This is a genomic window from Actinomadura barringtoniae, assembly GCF_017573505.1.
Classification (GTDB): Bacteria; Actinomycetota; Actinomycetes; order Streptosporangiales; family Streptosporangiaceae; genus Spirillospora; species Spirillospora barringtoniae.
Map to the genome: position 1 here is coordinate 489,617 of NZ_JAGEOJ010000004.1, position 15,596 is coordinate 505,212.

The 15,596-nt window shown below is 72.2% G+C and carries 14 protein-coding genes; 11 read left to right on the plus strand and 3 right to left on the minus strand.

All coding sequences use genetic code 11. The annotated features are described in order from the left end of the window. Window positions 1-2: 2 nt before the first annotated feature. Window positions 3-1,373, minus strand: coding sequence for a WxL domain-containing protein (locus J4573_RS12210; RefSeq protein WP_208255482.1), 1,371 nt, complete (start codon window positions 1,371-1,373; stop codon window positions 3-5). Window positions 1,374-1,573: 200 nt separating this feature from the next. Between J4573_RS12210 and J4573_RS12215 the strand changes: the two genes are divergently transcribed. Together J4573_RS12215 and J4573_RS12220 are read left to right on the plus strand one after the other, a co-directional pair. Next, complete coding sequence (locus J4573_RS12215) at window positions 1,574-2,242, plus strand: class E sortase (RefSeq protein WP_208255483.1); 669 nt, start codon at window positions 1,574-1,576, stop codon at window positions 2,240-2,242. Between the two features lie 62 nt (window positions 2,243-2,304). After that, window positions 2,305-3,012, plus strand: coding sequence for a hypothetical protein (locus J4573_RS12220; protein ID WP_208255484.1), 708 nt, complete (start codon window positions 2,305-2,307; stop codon window positions 3,010-3,012). 14 nt (window positions 3,013-3,026) lie between these two features. Here the strand turns inward: J4573_RS12220 and J4573_RS56045 are convergent, their stop codons facing one another. After that, entirely contained in the window at window positions 3,027-3,854 is an 828-nt protein-coding gene (locus J4573_RS56045; protein WP_307796600.1) for an IclR family transcriptional regulator, read from the minus strand. Window positions 3,855-3,999: 145 nt separating this feature from the next. On the opposite strand from J4573_RS56045, the gene J4573_RS12230 reads away from it, so the two are divergent. The 6 genes from J4573_RS12230 to J4573_RS12255 all read left to right on the plus strand — a co-directional run bounded on the left by J4573_RS12230 (window position 4,000) and on the right by J4573_RS12255 (window position 11,717). Beyond that, window positions 4,000-5,310 carry a flavin reductase gene (locus tag J4573_RS12230; RefSeq protein WP_208255485.1) on the plus strand — a complete coding sequence of 437 codons (1,311 nt, stop codon included), beginning with the start codon at window positions 4,000-4,002 and terminating at the stop codon, window positions 5,308-5,310. Next, window positions 5,307-6,575 carry an acyl-CoA dehydrogenase family protein gene (locus J4573_RS12235; RefSeq protein WP_208255486.1) on the plus strand — a complete coding sequence of 423 codons (1,269 nt, stop codon included), beginning with the start codon at window positions 5,307-5,309 and terminating at the stop codon, window positions 6,573-6,575. The genes J4573_RS12230 and J4573_RS12235 overlap by 4 nt, the downstream gene beginning before the upstream one ends. After that, on the plus strand, window positions 6,572-8,047 hold the full coding sequence (locus J4573_RS12240; protein ID WP_208255487.1) for an aldehyde dehydrogenase family protein: 1,476 nt from the start codon (window positions 6,572-6,574) through the stop codon (window positions 8,045-8,047). Before J4573_RS12235 ends, J4573_RS12240 begins: the two co-directional genes overlap by 4 nt. Then, window positions 8,044-9,201: an FAD-dependent oxidoreductase gene (locus tag J4573_RS12245; protein ID WP_208255488.1), complete on the plus strand. Its 1,158-nt coding sequence runs from the start codon at window positions 8,044-8,046 to the stop codon at window positions 9,199-9,201. Before J4573_RS12240 ends, J4573_RS12245 begins: the two co-directional genes overlap by 4 nt. Continuing rightward, complete coding sequence (locus tag J4573_RS12250; RefSeq protein ID WP_208255489.1) at window positions 9,198-10,616, plus strand: aldehyde dehydrogenase family protein; 1,419 nt, start codon at window positions 9,198-9,200, stop codon at window positions 10,614-10,616. The genes J4573_RS12245 and J4573_RS12250 overlap by 4 nt, the downstream gene beginning before the upstream one ends. A 114-nt stretch (window positions 10,617-10,730) precedes the next feature. Continuing rightward, window positions 10,731-11,717 (plus strand): alpha/beta fold hydrolase, encoded by a 987-nt coding sequence (locus tag J4573_RS12255; RefSeq protein ID WP_208255490.1) that lies wholly within the window; start codon window positions 10,731-10,733, stop codon window positions 11,715-11,717. A 36-nt stretch (window positions 11,718-11,753) separates the two neighbouring features. On the opposite strand, the gene J4573_RS12260 is transcribed toward J4573_RS12255, so the two are convergent. Next, a complete protein-coding gene (locus tag J4573_RS12260) occupies window positions 11,754-12,047 on the minus strand; it encodes a Dabb family protein (RefSeq protein ID WP_208255491.1) in 294 nt (97 codons plus the stop codon). A gap of 108 nt (window positions 12,048-12,155) precedes the next feature. On the opposite strand from J4573_RS12260, the gene J4573_RS12265 reads away from it, so the two are divergent. From J4573_RS12265 to J4573_RS12275, 3 genes are read left to right on the plus strand one after another with little or no spacing between them, the layout of a single operon-like run. Then, window positions 12,156-13,838, plus strand: coding sequence for a nitrilase-related carbon-nitrogen hydrolase (locus tag J4573_RS12265; protein ID WP_208255492.1), 1,683 nt, complete (start codon window positions 12,156-12,158; stop codon window positions 13,836-13,838). Then, a complete protein-coding gene (locus J4573_RS12270; RefSeq protein ID WP_208255493.1) occupies window positions 13,835-14,638 on the plus strand; it encodes an oxidoreductase in 804 nt (267 codons plus the stop codon). The genes J4573_RS12265 and J4573_RS12270 overlap by 4 nt, the downstream gene beginning before the upstream one ends. Continuing rightward, complete coding sequence (locus J4573_RS12275) at window positions 14,635-15,594, plus strand: alpha/beta hydrolase family protein (RefSeq protein ID WP_208255494.1); 960 nt, start codon at window positions 14,635-14,637, stop codon at window positions 15,592-15,594. The genes J4573_RS12270 and J4573_RS12275 overlap by 4 nt, the downstream gene beginning before the upstream one ends. Window positions 15,595-15,596 lie beyond the last annotated feature (2 nt).

Here is a 15,596-nt window from a genome sequence, read left to right on the forward strand (position 1 = left end):
GATCAGGACAGGGTGAGGGTGAGGACGGCCGCGTACTGACCGGCCCCTGTCACCGGCGGAACCTTCAGGTTCAGCCCGGCGTCGGCGGTGAACGAGCCGCCGACCACCGCGCCCGTGCCGTCGGCCGCACCGCACAGCGCGGACGCGGTCGTGGTGTCGAGCGGACCGGCGCTGCCGGTGGTGACGACGCTTGATCCGGCGGCGGCCGCGCACTTGGGGGTCCACGACAGGTTCCCCGCCGGGATCTTCAAGCCGCTGGACGAGGCGAAGTCGGTGATGGTCCCGGTAAGCGACCAGCCGCTCGTCCCGCCGCGCGCGTCGACGACCTGGACCTGCTTGAGATCGCCGGTCGCCGTCCTGGCGGTGCCGTCGAGCGTCACCGGCGTCAGCGTGACCTCGCCCGGCTGCCTGGACATGGTCAGCGCCCCGGCGTTGACGGTGACCGAGACCTTCTGTTCGCCGCACCGGTCGGCGGGTTTGCCGGCGCAGCCGCCGGTCGGCGGCGTGCTCTTCTCTGTGACGGTCAGCGCGACGTCCTTGCTGACCGCGCCCTGGGTGACCTTGAGCGTGCGCGCCCCGATACCGGCCTGGTCGGCGATCGTCGCGTGCCCGGTGAGCATGCCGGTCGCATCCGCGGAGGCGGCCGCGTCGGTCAGGTCGCCGTCCTTGCAGGCGGCGCCGTTGGCGTCGCAGAGGGACAGGCTGACGTTTCCGCTCTGCCAGCCCGTTCCGCCGATCGTGATGGCCGCGCCCTGCTGGATGCTGCTCGGGGTGACCGTCGCCGCCGGGCCAGTGGCTCCCGCGACCTTGACGGTGGCCAGCGTCGGCGCCGATCCCTTGAGGGCACAGGTGATGGCGGCGGTGGCGCCGGAGGCGACCGCGCTCACCACCAGCTTGCCGGGCGCCAGCCGCACGTCACCGGCGTTGCCCGCGGTGAACCTGCCCGTGAGCTTGCCGATCGTGATCGGGGTGCCGGGGGCGACCGGGCCGGTCTTCTCGGGTGCGGACATGCCGGCCTCGCCGGTCGCCGCGCCCGACAGACTGATCTGGCCCGTGGTGGTCCACTTGTCCACGGGAAGCGGCGCCTTGTTGGGCATGGGCGTGAACTCGGCCTCGAACGGGACCTGGTCGCCCACCGCCGCGTCCGCGGGCGCGGTGACGGTGATGGTCGGCTCGTAGTCGAAGTGCGTCGAGAAGATCGCGCAGTCGTAGGTGGCCGTGCCGGTTCCCGCCCGTGCCGCCTGCGCGGCCTGCGCCGCCGTCGCGGTGGTGAACGGGATCGTGGCGGTGCCCGCGATCGCGGCCACCGCCACGATCACCGGCGCGGGGCCGCGGACGGCCGCGTGCGGCCGGTCTGTCTGATGCCTCGCCATCCGAGCTGCCGCTCCTTCCGTCGCACACCTCGATTCCTGTTTCGTCTAGGGAAACGAGGTTTCGCAATGTGCCCATAGGCAACTCCGGATGCCACCCGGCTGTCAAGGCCCGCGACGCGTCGAAAACAAGCGAATGTTCCGCTGAGGGGATCGCCGTTTCCCTTCCGTCCGGCTCACCCGGTGGGCTACGGTCCGATCTCATGCGCAGCGCGATCAGAGTGCTCGCCGAGCTGACGGTGACCGCCGGGCTGATCCTCGCGCTGCTGGTCGCCCACCTGGTCTGGGGCACCGGCGACTACACCCGCCGGCAGCAGAAGAGCCTCAGCAACGAGCTGGAGCAGCAGTGGCAGGCCACCCGGTCGCGACTCGCCACCAGCCGCGACCGGCAGACCACCCGATCGGCAAATCCAGCCCCGCGCGCCATCGGGCACGCCTTCGCCGTCATCCGCGTTCCCCGCTTCGGGCCGTCCTACCGCTACGCGATCGTCGAGGGCGTCACCGCCTCCGACCTGCGCAAGGGCCCCGGGCACTACCCCGGCACCGCGGGCCCGGGAGAGGTCGGCAACATGGTGATCTCGGGCCACCGCACCACCTATGGCGCGCCCTTCAACCGCAACGGTGAACTGTCGCGCGGAGATCAGATCCTCATCGACACCGCGACCACCACCTACGCCTACACGGTGACCGGACGCACGGTCGTCCGGCCCGACGCGATCCAGGTGACCGCGCCCGTCCCGCTGCACCCGGACTCGCGGCCACGGCGGCGGCTGCTGACGCTCACCACCTGCCACCCGAAGTTCTCCGCCGCGTACCGGCTCATCGTGTTCGCCGAGCTGAAGGCGACCTATCCGGCGAACGGATCGCTCTGACGCACCCGTGTTAGCGTTCCATCCATCGAAACGACGTTTCCCTTGAAGGCTTGGAGGCGCGCGTGGGGCCGCATACGCACGGCTGGTGGATCGTGCTGCACCTGATCCTGTTCGTCTTCTGGCTCGGCGGCGACCTCGGTGTGTTCTATGCCAGCAGGTTCGTGCTCAAGCCCGGACTGTCCCCCGAGGCCAGAGCGACCGCCCTGAACATCATGAGCGGCCTCGACCTGGGCCCGAAGATCTGCCTCGTCCTGTTCCTGCCGAGCGGCTGCACCCTGATGGCACTGGAGCCGCACGGCGCCCGGTTGTTCGGCATGCCCCTGTTCACCTGGTGGCAGACCGCTCTGGTCTGGCTCCTGGCCGCCGTCTGGCTGGCTGCGACGATCGCCGACCACCGCACGCACGGCCGGTTCCGCTGGGTGCGGCGGGCCGACTGGACGATCCGCCTCGCCCTGATCGCGGCGCTCGCCGCGGTGGCGGTCTACACCCTGAGCGCGGACCGCCCGTTCGGCGTGACCACCGATCCGCGCTGGCTGGGCGGCAAGCTCGCGCTCTACACGGCGGCGATCGCGTGCGGGCTGGGCATCCGGCTGACCCTGCGCCCCTTCGGCGCGGCGTTCGGGATCCTGATGACCACCGGCTCCGACGACGCCGTCGAACGCACGCTGAAGCGCTCGGTCGACGGCTGCCTGCCGTATGTCATCGCGATCTGGACGTGCGTCCTGGCCGCCGCCGCGCTCGGCGTCTTCAAGCCCGGGGCCGACCTCTAACGGCCCGGAGCCCGCTAGCGGCCCGGGTCGTAGCCGAGCTGGGCCGAGACCCGGGCGGCCGCCTCCAGCAGGTGCGGCGCGTTCTGGGTGAGGCGCGGCTTGAAGCGGGTGATGGGTCCCGAGACGCTCATCGTGGCGATCACATGACCGTCGTGGTCGAGGATCGGCGCGGCGATCGACGCCGCGCCCTCCTGCCGCTCGCCGTAGGAGATCGCGTAGCCGCGCTTGCGCACGGCCGCGAGCTCCTTGCGCAGGCCGGGCTTGGTCGTGATGGTCTTGTCGGTCAGCGCCTTCAGCGGATGCCGCTGGAGGTAGCCGTCGACCTCGGCCTCGTCGAGGAAGGCCAGGAACGCCTTGGACGAGCTGCCCGCGTGCAGCGGGTAGGGGATGCCGAGGCTGACCTCCATCCGCAGTTCCTGGTTCGGCACCGCCTGGTCGAGGTACATGCGGGTGTCGCCGCGCCGGATCGACAGGGTCGCGGTCTCACCGGTCAGCCGCGACAGTTCGCGCAGCTCGGGCGCGGCCATCGCGCGCACGTCGGTACGGGCGAGGTAGGCGCGGCCGAGCCCGATCGCGGCGTGGCCGAGCGCGTAGCGGCGGGTCGCGGTGTCGAGCGAGATCAGGTCGCGGCTCCGCAGCGCGGTGAGGATGCGGTGCACGGCGGCCTTGGTGATGCCGAGCTCGGTGGCGATCTCGGTGATGCCCAGGTCGGAGCGCGAGGTGCGGCCGAACAGCAGCAGCACGTCCATCGCCCGTTCGACCGCGGCGATCGACCGGCTCTGCCCTGCCTCCTCGTCGCCGGCGGGGGCCGGCGGGTCGGCGTCGGCGGCGATGCGCGCCACGGCATCTTCCTTTCACCCGGGAAATCCTTCACCCGAGCTTAGGCCACATCGTTTCCCCAAGCGAAACACTGGCGCGTTGACACCCCGAACGAGCCGTCGTTACCGTGAGCGTGACATTGTTTCCTTCAGCGAAACGGGGGCCGAGGTGATCGACGCGGAGGCCTTCCGGGCGGCGCTGTCCCAATGGCCCACCGGAGTCGGCGTCGTGACGACGGTCGCGGGCGACGGATGGCACGGCATGACCGCCAGCTCGGTCTGCAGCGTCAGCCTCGACCCGCCCCTGGTCCTGGTCTGCCTGGCCGAACAGATCTACACCCACCGGCTGGTGGCCGAGAGCGGCGTCTTCGCCATCAGCTTCCTGGCCAAGGACCAGACCCGCATCGGCGAGATCTTCGCGGGCCGCGTCGCGGGTGACCGGTTCGCCGGCCGCACCTGGGAGCCCCGCCAGACCGGCGCACCGGTGCTCGCCGACGCGGTCGGCTGGCTGGACTGCCGGGTGGTGCACGCCTATCCGGGCGGCGACCACACGATCTTCGTGGGGGCGGTACAGGCGGCGGGCACGCCGCGGCGGACCGCGCCGCTGCTGTTCCACTCCCGCGCGTGGGGGCAGCTGGCCGACCCGCTGCCCGCCGAGATGACGGTCGCCGACACGGGCCTGGCCGCGGTGCTGCAACGGCGTCTCCAGCCGAACGGGACCGCGCCCGCCCGGGTGACGCGACACGACGCGCACCGGCTGCTGGCGGCGCTCCGTTCCGCCGGAGTCCGGACCCGCCTGGACATCGAGTCGCTGGCGCTGTCGGGGATTCCCCCGGCGGTGACCGACGGGAACTGGTCGGTGGTCCTGCATGATCCGGCCCAGGTGGCGAGGCTGGCCGGTGCCCGTGACGGCGTGGTGGAGGTCCACGCGGCCGCCGAACGCCCGGACCTCGTGACGAGGGAGATCGTGAACGAGTCCCGCCGCAGGGGCCTCGCCACCGTCGCCCGCATCTCCGACGCGTTCGCCCCCGCCCGCACGTCCGCGGTCCTGGACGCCGTCGAGCGCCTGGCCGGTCTTGGCTGCACGGAGATCGCACTCGACGAGGGCTCGGCCCCGGCCTCCCCCTTGCACGTGCGCAACCTGCTGCAGGAGGCGGTGGCACGAGCCAGGCCGACGCCGCTGCGCCTGCGGCTGCACGAGGCGTACGGGCTCGGGCTGGTCAACGCCCTCACCGCGTTGAAGAGCGGCGTGCACCGCTTCGACGTCACCCTCGGCGGGATCGACGGCGGGCTGTGCGCCGAGGACCTGCTCTTCCTGGCGACCCAGCTCGCGATCACCAGTCCGGTCGACCGCGCCGGGCTCGTCTCGGCGGCGACGGAACTGGAACGGCTGTGGGGCGCGGTGCTGCCCGGCCGGACCTACCGGGTCGCCGCCGGACCGGCCCTCATTACGGCAGACGATGAGAAAGGGACACCATGAGGCTGACGGGCGAGCGGCTCATCGAGACCATGACGGAGGCGGAGCGCTCGCGCGCCGAACGGGTGGAGTCGATCCTGCCGCAACTCCGCGACAGCGCGATCGCGGCCGACGCCGCCGCCGAGTTCCCCTCGGCGCACGTGTCGCTGCTGAGCGAGGCCGGGCTGCTCGGCCTCGTCGTGCCCGATCGGTTCGGCGGGCTCGGCGGCGGGCTTCGCGACCTCGCGGCCGCGACGTACGCGATGGGCACCGCGTGTCCGTCCACCGCGCTGGCCTTCTTCTTCCACAACACCAGCGCGTCGCGGGGTCTGCTTCCCCTGGAGGCGATCGACGCGGGTCTGTTCACCGCGGAGGAGACTCCGGCTGTGCGCGCCTTCGCCGAGAAGGTCCTGGCGCGCATGGCCCAGGGCACCTGGATGGCCAACTTCGCCAGTGAGGAGGCCAAGACCTCGGGGGCCAACATCGCCATCGCCACCACCGCGCGCCGGACCGAGGGCGGCTGGCTGCTGGACGGGACCAAGTCGTTCGGCTGCGCGACCGGCGTCGCCGACACCTACCTGGTCACCGCGCGCCTGGACGGTACCGACGACGCCGACGGGCTCGCGCTGTTCCTCGTCCCGCGCGACGCCGACGGGGTGAAGTCGCGCGACCCGTGGAACGGCCTGGGCATGCGGGCCTCGGCCAACCACGGCATCACGCTCACCGAGGCGTTCGTCCCGTCCGAGGAGGCCCTCACGATCCCCGGGGCGTTCGTGCGGATGCTGCAGGTGAGCCGCGGCAGTTTCGTCGGCAACCAGCTCGCCATCTCCGCCGTCTACCTGGGCGCGGCGCACAACGTCTACGACGTCGCGGTGGACCGGCTCACGCGCAAGACCTTCGCCGACTCGGGCAGGCCGATCGCCTCCTCCCCCATGCACCAGGTGATCATCGGCCGGATGGCCGAGCGGCTGGAGACCGCCTACCTGTGGATCCGGCGGCAGCTGGAGCTGGAGACCTCGCAGCCGCCGTTGCTCCCCAAACCGGAGGTGTACCGGCAGTGGCGCATCGCCAAGGGCGACATCGCCGAGGCGTGCTTCCAGGTCGCGGTGGACGCCTTCAAGGCCTGCGGAACCTCGGCGGCCACGATGGACGGGGTCATCGGGCGCGGCCTGCGGGATCTGGCGATGGGCCTGGTGATGACCTTTCCGGCCGAGCGCGGCAGGCTGGAGGCGGCTCAGATGATCACGATGGCCAAGGAGAACGAGTTGTTCGCGAGCGTTCCCTCATGAGGCTCCCCGACCGGCTGCCCGGCCCGGCGGACCTGGTCGCCGGTGACTGGGCCGGCACCGATGCCGAGCTGGATCTCACCCTCGAAGACCCCGCCACCGGCGCCCCCGTGATGCCCTCCCCCACGTCCAGCGCCACGCGGGTCGAGCAGGCTCTCGTGGCGGCGGAGTCGGCGGCGGGCGGCTGGGGCCAGGCCTCCGTGGCCGAACGCGCGAGCGCGCTCGAAGCCGTCGCCGCCGCGCTGGAGCCCCGGCTGGCCGAGATCGTGGCCGTCGAGTCGTTCGCCACCGGGGTGCCCGTCCGCCAGGCCCGGCCGCTCGGCATGATCATCAGCGGGTCGTTCGCGCTGGCGGCGGCGCAGCTGCGCGAGGGGCTGCTCGCTCCGGCCACGCTCACCCGCGACGACGGACGGACCACCGAGGTGCACCGGGCGCCGTGGGGACCGGCGGCCTGCCTGGTGCCGTGGAACGCGCCCGCGCCGATGGCGGCGCACAAGGTGGCCAACGCGCTCGCGGCGGGCTGCCCGGTGATCCTCAAGCCGAGCGAGTACGCCCCGTACGGGAGCCTGCTGCTCGCCGAGACCATCGGCTCCGTGCTCGCCGAGCACCGGGCACCGCCCGGGACCTTCCAGTTCGTGCTGGGCGACGCCGAGGTCGGCGCCCGGCTCGTGGGCGACCCTCGGATCCGCGCGGTCTCGTTCACCGGAGGGGAACAGGGCGGGCGCGGGGTGGCCGCCGCCTGCGCTCTCGGCGTCAAGCCGGTGCAGCTGGAGCTGGGCGGCAACAATCCCCTGGTGGTCCTGCCCGACGCCGACGCCGGCATCGCCGCGCGCGCCGCCACCGATCTGCTCACCACGCTCAACGGCCAGTGGTGCCGGGCGCTCGGGCGGCTCATCGTTCCGGCCGAACGTCACGACGAGATCGTCGAGGCCGTGGGCGAACGGCTCGCGGCGCTGCGCGCGGGTCCGCCGGGGTCGGAGGAGACCGACTTCGGCCCGCTCGTCCATTCCCGTCACCGGGAGCTGGTGGAGCGGCAACGCGACGACCTGGGCGGGACCGTCCTGACCTGGACGGAGATCCCGGGCAAGGGGAACTATCTCACCCCGGCCCTGGTCACCGGTGTGCCCGCCGAACGCGCCACCCAGGAGATCTTCGGGCCCGTGGCCACCGTCCACGCCTACCGGTCGATCGAGGAGGCCGTCGCGCTCGCGAACGGAACCCCGTACGGCCTCGAGGGTTATGTGGTCGGAGACGACGAGGAGCGTGCGCTGCGGATCGCGCGCCAGATCCGAGCCGGTGAGGTGAAGGTCAACGGTTCGAGCGTCATGAGCCTGCATCTGTTCGCGCCGCGTCCGGCGTGGGGCTGCTCGGGTCTGGGTGAGGAGGGGACCGCCGAGACTCTCCGCTTCTTCACCAACTCCCGGGTCGTGGGCGTTGAGGGCGGCTTCGCCCTGCACTCGCGGGAGGACGGATGAGCCGGGTCCTCATCGCCGGGGCCGGGCCCGTCGGGCTCACGGCCGCGCTCGTGCTCGCTCGCGGCGGCGTCCCGGTCACGGTCTTGGAGGCGGGGCCCGGGCTGGCGACGGAGTCGCGGGCCTCCACCTTTCACCCTCCGACTCTGGAGATGCTGGCGGACCTCGGCGTCCTCGACGAGCTCATGGCCGCCGGGATCATCTCGCGCACGTTCCAGTACCGGGAGCGGAGCGGCGCCGTCATCGCCGAACTCGACCTCTCGGTGCTCGCCGACGACACGCCCTACCCGTTCCGCCTGCAGTGCGAGCAGAGCAAGCTGACCCCGATCCTGCGCCGGCACCTGACCGCGCTGGGCGGTGAGGTGCGTTTCCGGTCGCCGGTACGCGGCGTGCTCCCGCATCGTGGCGGCGTCGTCGCGCTGACCGGCGACGGGCGGCGCGACTATGGCGACTGGCTGATCGGCGCGGACGGCGCCCATTCGGCGGTACGGCGATCGCTCGGCATCGGCTTCGAGGGGATCACCTATCCGGAGCGTTTCCTCGTCGCCTCGACCCGTGAGGATCTGGGCGTCCTCATGCCGGGCATCGCGGCGGTCAACTACGTCTTCGATCCCGACGAATGGCTCGTGCTGCTGCGTACCCCCGACCATTGGCGCGTCCTGTTCCCGACGCCGGACGGCACCCCCGACGACCAGGAGCTGGCGCGCCTGCCGCACAGGCTCCGCGGGCTGGTCGACAAGGAGTGGGCCGTGGCGCACGCCAGCATCTATCGCGTTCATCAACGCATCGCCACGAGCTTCCGGCGCGGGCGGGTGCTGCTGGCCGGCGACGCGGCCCATGTGAACAACCCTCTCGGCGGCATGGGCATGAACAGTGGGATCCACGACGCGGTGCAGCTCGGCGGTGCTCTGGTGGAGGTGATGGCGGGCCCGGACGACAGTGTGGTGGACGCCGTCGCCGCCGTACGCCGGGACATCGCCGCGACCTATGTCCAGCGGGTGTCGCACGGCAATTGGGAACGCCTGCGCTCCGGTGATCCCGCCTCCGTCCACGACGAGCTCCGGTCGCTGGCGGCCGATCCGGTCAGGGCACGCGAGCATCTGCTGCGCACCTCGATGATCGCCTCGTTGCGCGGCCCGGCCCGGGACCGCCGGTGATCGAACGCTGGAATCCGGCGCGCGTTCACGAGCTGGCCGGTCGCCTGCCGATCAGCGATGGCGCCGCCGTGGACGAGGCCGTGCGCCGCACCGGCGCGGCCCAGCGGTCCTGGGCGGCGCTGCCGCCCGAGCGGCGGGTCGAGGTGCTGCGCTTGGCGGCAGGCGTCCTGGAGGGCTCGCCGCACCTGCCGGAGCTGCTCGCCCGCGAAACCGGCAAGCCCCTGGCCGACTGTGGTGGCGAGATACGGTTCGCGGCCACCTACCTGCGGTGGGTGGCCGACCAGGCACCTCGCGCCCTCGCCGATCAGGAGGTCGACGACGCCGCGGGCAGGCTCCTGCTGAGGCGGCGGCCCTTCGGCGTCGTCGCCGCGATCACCCCGTGGAACGCCCCGATCATCTTGACGATGCTCAAGGTCGGGCCCGCGCTGGCCGCCGGCAACACCGTCGTGGTCAAGCCCTCGCCGCTGGCGCCCCTGGCGATCACCGAGGTGCTGGAGCGGTTCCCGGACGATCTGGTGCGGACGGTGAACGGCCATGCGGGCACCGGGCAGGCCCTGGCCGGGCACCCAGGGGTGTTCCGCGTGGCCTTCACCGGAGGCGACGCCGCCGCGCGGGAGATCGGGGCGACCGCGGCGCGCATGCTCACCTCCACCGTGATGGAGCTGGGCGGCAACGATCCGGCGATCATTCTCGACGACGCGGACCTGTCGGACGAGGCGATGGACCGGCTCGTCATGGCCTCGTTCGCCACCAGCGGCCAGGTCTGCATGGCGGCCAAGAGGCTCTACGTGCCGCGCGCGATGAGCGACGACTTCATCGCGGCCTACGTCGCCGCCGCGCGGCGGACGATCGTGCTCGGTGATCCGCTCGACGAGGGCACCACCGTGGGGCCGGTGATCTCGGCGGAGGCGGCGGCCCGTCTCGACGGGCTCGCCGGCGCCTCGCTCGCGGCGGGCGGCGAGGCGATCGAGCTCGGAACCGTACGGGTGGACATGTCCGCGGGCCACTTCGTCCGGCCGTCGCTCCTCCTGGGGCTGCCGGACGACGCTCCGCTGGTGGCGCGGGAACAGTTCGGCCCGCTCGTTCCCGTCCTGGTCTACGACTCCGAGGAGGAGGCCCTGGCTCGCGCGAACGCGGGCGAGCTGGGCCTGGCCGCCTCGGTCTGGTCGGCCGACGAGGACCGTGCGTTCCGGATCGCCCGGCGCCTGGACGCCGGTTTCACCTTCGTCAACACCCACAACCGCACGGGCATGGCGTTGCGCGCCCCGTTCGGCGGCGTGCGGCGCAGCGGGCACGGCCGCGAGTACGGCGTCGAGGGGATCCTGGAGTACGCGCAGACGTGCGCGGTCCACGCGCCCGCCCCGTTCAGGGCCGGTGGTGAGGGCCTGGCGGCAGGGGCCTACCCGCCGGGCTGAGCAAGTTGCTTGCGCAAAGACCTTGACGCACGGCGCGCTCGGGCGCTTAATGTCCGCAGTAATGGAAACACTGTTTCGCTGAACGAAACAGTGTGGGTGCCCCTGGAGGCCCACATGCGCGTATCCAGACGCCGCTCGGCCCGAGCCCTCACGATCGCCGCCCTGACCACCGCACCGCTGGTGCTCGCGGCCTCGCCGCCCGCCGAGGCCGCCGCCGTCACCAAGATCCAGACCACCGTCGACATCCGCTGCGCCTTCACCACGCTCAAGCAGAACGCCGACTGGTACTTCCCCTCCGGCAGGCCGCAGGGCCTGGTCTGGCTTCAGCACGGGTTCGCCCGCTCGAACGGCAACGTCACCGACCTCGCCACCAAGTACGCGGGGGCGGGCTACCTGGTCTTCGCTCCGGCCCTCCCCTCCGCCAACCTGCTGGGCTGCACGCTCCAGAACATCGGCAACAACACCGACTTCCTCAACAACGTCGCCGACCTGTTCGGCAAGGCCTCCGACCCGAGCGACAAGCTCGGCCGCAGCCTGGCGGCGGCCAAGAGCAAGGCCGGACGGCCGGAGGTCACCATGCCCTCCACGACGGTCTTCGCCGGGCACTCGGCGGGCGGCGAGGCGGTCGAGTACGTCGCCCAGCGCGTCCGGAGCACCTATCCCGCCGCCTGGGCCGGACTGCGCGGGCTGGTCCTGCTCGACCCGGTCAAGTCGTTCATCGGCAACAACACCGACGCGGCGCTCGGCGGCCTGGACGGCACGACGCTGCCGATCCTGACGATCGCCTCGCCGCCCTACATCTGCAACAACAGCGGCAGCGGCACGGACGCGCTCCAGACCCGGCTGCACAGGCCGTTCGTCGGCGTACGCCTGACGACCGGCGCGCACACCGACGCCGAGGGGGCCAGCACCGACAGCGTCGGCACCCTCGCCTGCGGCACGCCGCAGGACAAGAACGTGGCCGCCCTGCAGACCCTGGCCGTCGGCTGGGCCCGGGACGACTTCAACGGAACGCGGACCGCCGACTACTACCCGGGCGGCGGCTACTACCAGGGCCTCCTCGGCGCCGGGACCATCCAGACCCTGCCCGGCGCCTCCTGAGACCGGCCTCGGCCGCCGGTCGCCCGGCGTCGCCGATCACTCCGCGCCGGTGGTCTCGAAGTCGACGCTGACGCGGCCGGCGAGCCGAGGCCGGAGCCACCCCGCCACCTCCAGGTGCGCGGGGTGGTTCTGGTAGGAGCGCAGGTCGTCCGGGTGGTCATGCGTGGTGATCATGCACAGGTCATAGGAGACCTCGGAGTGGACCACGTCGAGGCCGAGCGTCATGGAGGCGATCCCCTCGACCGTCCCCACCAGCCCCTCCAGGAGTTCCCCGGCCTTCGCCGCGTCGGCCGGGTCGCCGAACTTCATCAAGACCACATGGGTCAGCATCGAGCGCCTCCTCGATCTCCAATTCGTTGCCCGCGGCATCTGGTCACGCCGCCGGTCGCGATTGTAAGTTTGGGAAACGGCGTTTCGCTACGGGAATCGGGAGGTTCCATGAGGCGGGTCCGGGTGGCCGCGGTGCAGTTCGAGGTCGGGCGTGATCGGGCCGCCAACCTGGCCGCCTGCCTGCGCTCGATCGACCGGGCCGCCGCCGAGGGCGCGCGCCTCATCGTGCTCCCCGAGTTCTGCAACCACCTGTCCTGGTACGACGAGACCGCGACCGCGCGACGCGCGGCCTGCCGCCTCGGCGACGGTTTCCTGAACGCGATCGCGGCGAGGGCGGTCCGGCACGACGCCTACGTCAAGGTCAACGTGACCGTCGCGCGGCCGGGCGGGCGCACCACGGGCACCAACCTGCTCTACGCCCCGGACGGTTCGCTGGCCGCGCAGGCCGACAAGCTCGTCCTGATGGGCGCCGAGGGCGACCACCTGGATCCGGGCACGGCGGCCGGACCGGTGGCCGGCACCCCGCTCGGCCGCTTCGGCCTGTACTCGTGCTTGGAGGGCGTGATCAGCGAGGTCTGCCGCGACCTCGCCGTGCGCGGCGCCCAGGTGCTCCTCAACAGCCTCAACTCCTTCGCCGTCGACGAGGCGAGCCTGCACATCCCCGTGCGCGCCGCCGAGAACCGGGTCTGGGTCGTGGCCGCCAACAAGGTGGGCCCGCTCCTGCCGGCCGAGCTCCTTCCGGCGATCAGCGAGGGCCTCGGCGTTCCCCCCGAATGGCTGCACGGAGCGGGTGAGAGCCAGATCGTCGCGCCCGACGGGACCGTCGTCGCCAAGGGGCCCAAGGAGGGCGAGGCCGTCGTGGTCGCCGAGATCGACCCCGACGCCGCCGACGACAAGGTCCGGCCCGACGGCACCGACGTGTTCGCCGCCCGCCGCCCGAGCCTCTACGGCGCGATCGTGCGGCCACCCTGCGCCCGTACGGCACCGGCCGGTGCGGCCAAGCTGTCCGCCGCCGTCGTACGCGGCGGGGACGACGAGCCGCTGAGCGCGCTGATCCGGCAGGCGGTGGATCGGGGAGCCGAGCTGATCGTCCTCCCCGAGCTCGCGTTCGGCCCGGACGCGGACGCCGAACGCGTCATGAGTGAACTGGCCGAAGCGGTGCGCGGGTCGCGTGCGCTCGTGGTCACCAGCGTCCGTGAAGGCCACGCCCACGTGGGCGTGGCGGTGACCGCCGACGGTGTGGTGGGGCGCCAGCTCCAGCTGCACGACTCGACCCGGCATCGCGCCTGGGCGAGGACGCTCGGCGAGGAACTGACGGTCCTGGACCTTCCCTGGGGCCGCATGGCCATCGTCGTCGGCGACGACGCGCTGTATCCGGAGACGTTCAGGCTGGCCGCGATCGCCGACGCCGATGTCGTGGCCGTCCCCTTCACGGCGCTCGAATTGTGGGAGACCGAGCTCGGCCTCCTGGAGCGATCCGCCGAGAACCGCCTGAACGTGGTGGCGTCGAGCGCCGGTGAGGGACTCGTCCTGGCGCTGCCGGCCGACTTCACGCTGTGGACCCGCTGGGACGGCCCGTTCACCGGCCGGATCAGCCACCCGCTCGTGACGCCCGCGGGCGGCCCGGTGACCGTCGCGACCGTTCATCCGGCCCAGGCGGTGAACCGGCGCGTCTCCAAGAACACCGATCTCGTCGAGGACCGCCCGTGGAAGGCGGTCTCCGCGCTGATCGAGCCGCACACCGCGTTGAGCGAGCCGCACACCACGCGGACAGGAATGGAGTCCCGTTGAAGGAGACGCTGCAGCACGTCGAGCAGATGGTGGACCAGTCCCCCGTCGTCGACGTCACAGAGACCTTCCGGCAGTTCCAGGAGCTGCTGGGCGAGCTCAAGGCCAAGATCGACGCACGCTTCGAGCTCGCCCGCGACCCGTCCAGCGAGGCGCTGGAGGCCTACGGGACCTATCCGGACGGCCCGGGCGGGCGGCTGGCGGCCTACACCGGGCCCGAGGTCGACTGGATGGTGCACTCCTGGCTCGGCAACCCCCAGGCGAGCTTCGCCAACCTGCACCTGACGGTCTGGCTCGGCCCCCACATCCGCGTCCCGCACCTGGGCATCGCGCTGCTGGTGTGGCCGGAGGGCTGGTTCTACCTGGACTCGGTGCCGCGGACCCAGCTGCTCCAGGACGGCGACTACTACGACCGCTACTACGAACCGCTGAACGAGGAGTGGCTGGCGGTGCGGGAGCAGCATCCCGAACTGGAGTGGTTCACCAGCCGCGCGGGCTTCATCCGCTCCAGCCTCTCCCCCACCGCGCAGTGCTACTCCTTCCCCCGGGCGGAGGAGTACATCGCGCTGGTGCGGCGGCTCACGCACGAGCATGTGGACCGGTGGCTGGGCTGGGTCGAGGAGGCCGAGCCCGTACCGGACGCCGAACGCGCCGCGCTGGCGGCCGCCGACCTGGCGATCCGCCGCAACATCGCCGAACGAGATCCCGCCAACGTCATGGGGGTCAGGTTCTTCGGCCAGGAGACCACCGACCGGCTGGTCCGCGGGCTGTGGGGCGGCGACCGAGAGCTGCCGCGCCCATGAAGGTCAGGTCGCTGTGGTGGGCCGCCAGGACCGGCGGTGAACCACCGTTCGACACCGCGCACCTCAAGGTCTACTACCCGGCGAAGGCCGAGCACACCGACGCCGAGCGGCTCACCGGTGTCCTGCCCGCCGACGGCGAGCACGCGCCGTACCCGGTCGTGGTCTTCTGCTCAGGGATCAACGTCGGTCAGGACGCCTACCGCTGGCTGGCCGCGGAGATCGCGTCCGCCGGGTTCGTCGTGGTGACGTTCGACCGCGTGGCCGAGCTGTTCGGGGGCCAGGTCGGGATCACGCCCGGCGTCGATCTGGAGGCGGCGCGGCCCGAGACCTACGGGCAGCGGCCGACCTGCCCGACCATCCCGGCCGTGCTGAACGCGCTGGAGGAGATCGACCTTCTGAAGGGCGTGCTCGACCTGGACCGGATCGCGCTGGGCGGGCACTCGGCCGGCGGCACCGTCGTGCTGCAGTCGGCGCGGTTCTTCCCCGGCGTACGGGCCTGCTTCGCGTGGGGCACCCACACCATGGTCGCCACGATGCTCGGCTGGCCCGCCGGGACCGTGCTCCCGGCCCAGGTGGACTGCCCGGTCCTGCTGGGCGTCGGCGGCCGGGACGGGGTGATCATGGGCAGCTCCGACCGCTACGGACAGCAGGGCGCGGCCCAGGACCCGGTCACCCGCACCTTCCAGGAGGCCCTGTCCGGGCCGGACGACCTGCTGGCGACCGTACCGGGCGCCAACCACTTCATGATCGCCGACCCGGTCGACGCCACCGCCGCGCGGGCCTTCCTCGACCTGACCCCCGAGTCCGATCCAGGCGCCGCCCGCCGGGCCTACGCCGACCTGGTCGTGTCGTTCCTGCACACCCACGTACGCGGCGACGGTGCGTCTCCGGCTGACGCCGGCGCGCCGGACGCCGACCCGAGCCTGATCGACGTGCGGCGCCGGCCGGGCAGCTAAGG

Excerpts from the sequence above, each read along its gene's own strand:
- J4573_RS12210 (WP_208255482.1), bottom strand. The coding sequence starts at position 1,373 with ATGGCGAGGCATCAGACAGACCGGCCGCACGCGGCCGTCCGCGGCCCC.
- J4573_RS12215 (WP_208255483.1), top strand. The coding sequence starts at position 1,574 with ATGCGCAGCGCGATCAGAGTGCTCGCCGAGCTGACGGTGACCGCCGGG.
- J4573_RS12235 (WP_208255486.1), top strand. The coding sequence starts at position 5,307 with ATGAGGCTGACGGGCGAGCGGCTCATCGAGACCATGACGGAGGCGGAG.
- J4573_RS12240 (WP_208255487.1), top strand. The coding sequence starts at position 6,572 with ATGAGGCTCCCCGACCGGCTGCCCGGCCCGGCGGACCTGGTCGCCGGT.
- J4573_RS12245 (WP_208255488.1), top strand. The coding sequence starts at position 8,044 with ATGAGCCGGGTCCTCATCGCCGGGGCCGGGCCCGTCGGGCTCACGGCC.
- J4573_RS12255 (WP_208255490.1), top strand. The coding sequence starts at position 10,731 with ATGCGCGTATCCAGACGCCGCTCGGCCCGAGCCCTCACGATCGCCGCC.
- J4573_RS12260 (WP_208255491.1), bottom strand. The coding sequence starts at position 12,047 with ATGCTGACCCATGTGGTCTTGATGAAGTTCGGCGACCCGGCCGACGCG.
- J4573_RS12265 (WP_208255492.1), top strand. The coding sequence starts at position 12,156 with ATGAGGCGGGTCCGGGTGGCCGCGGTGCAGTTCGAGGTCGGGCGTGAT.
- J4573_RS12275 (WP_208255494.1), top strand. The coding sequence starts at position 14,635 with ATGAAGGTCAGGTCGCTGTGGTGGGCCGCCAGGACCGGCGGTGAACCA.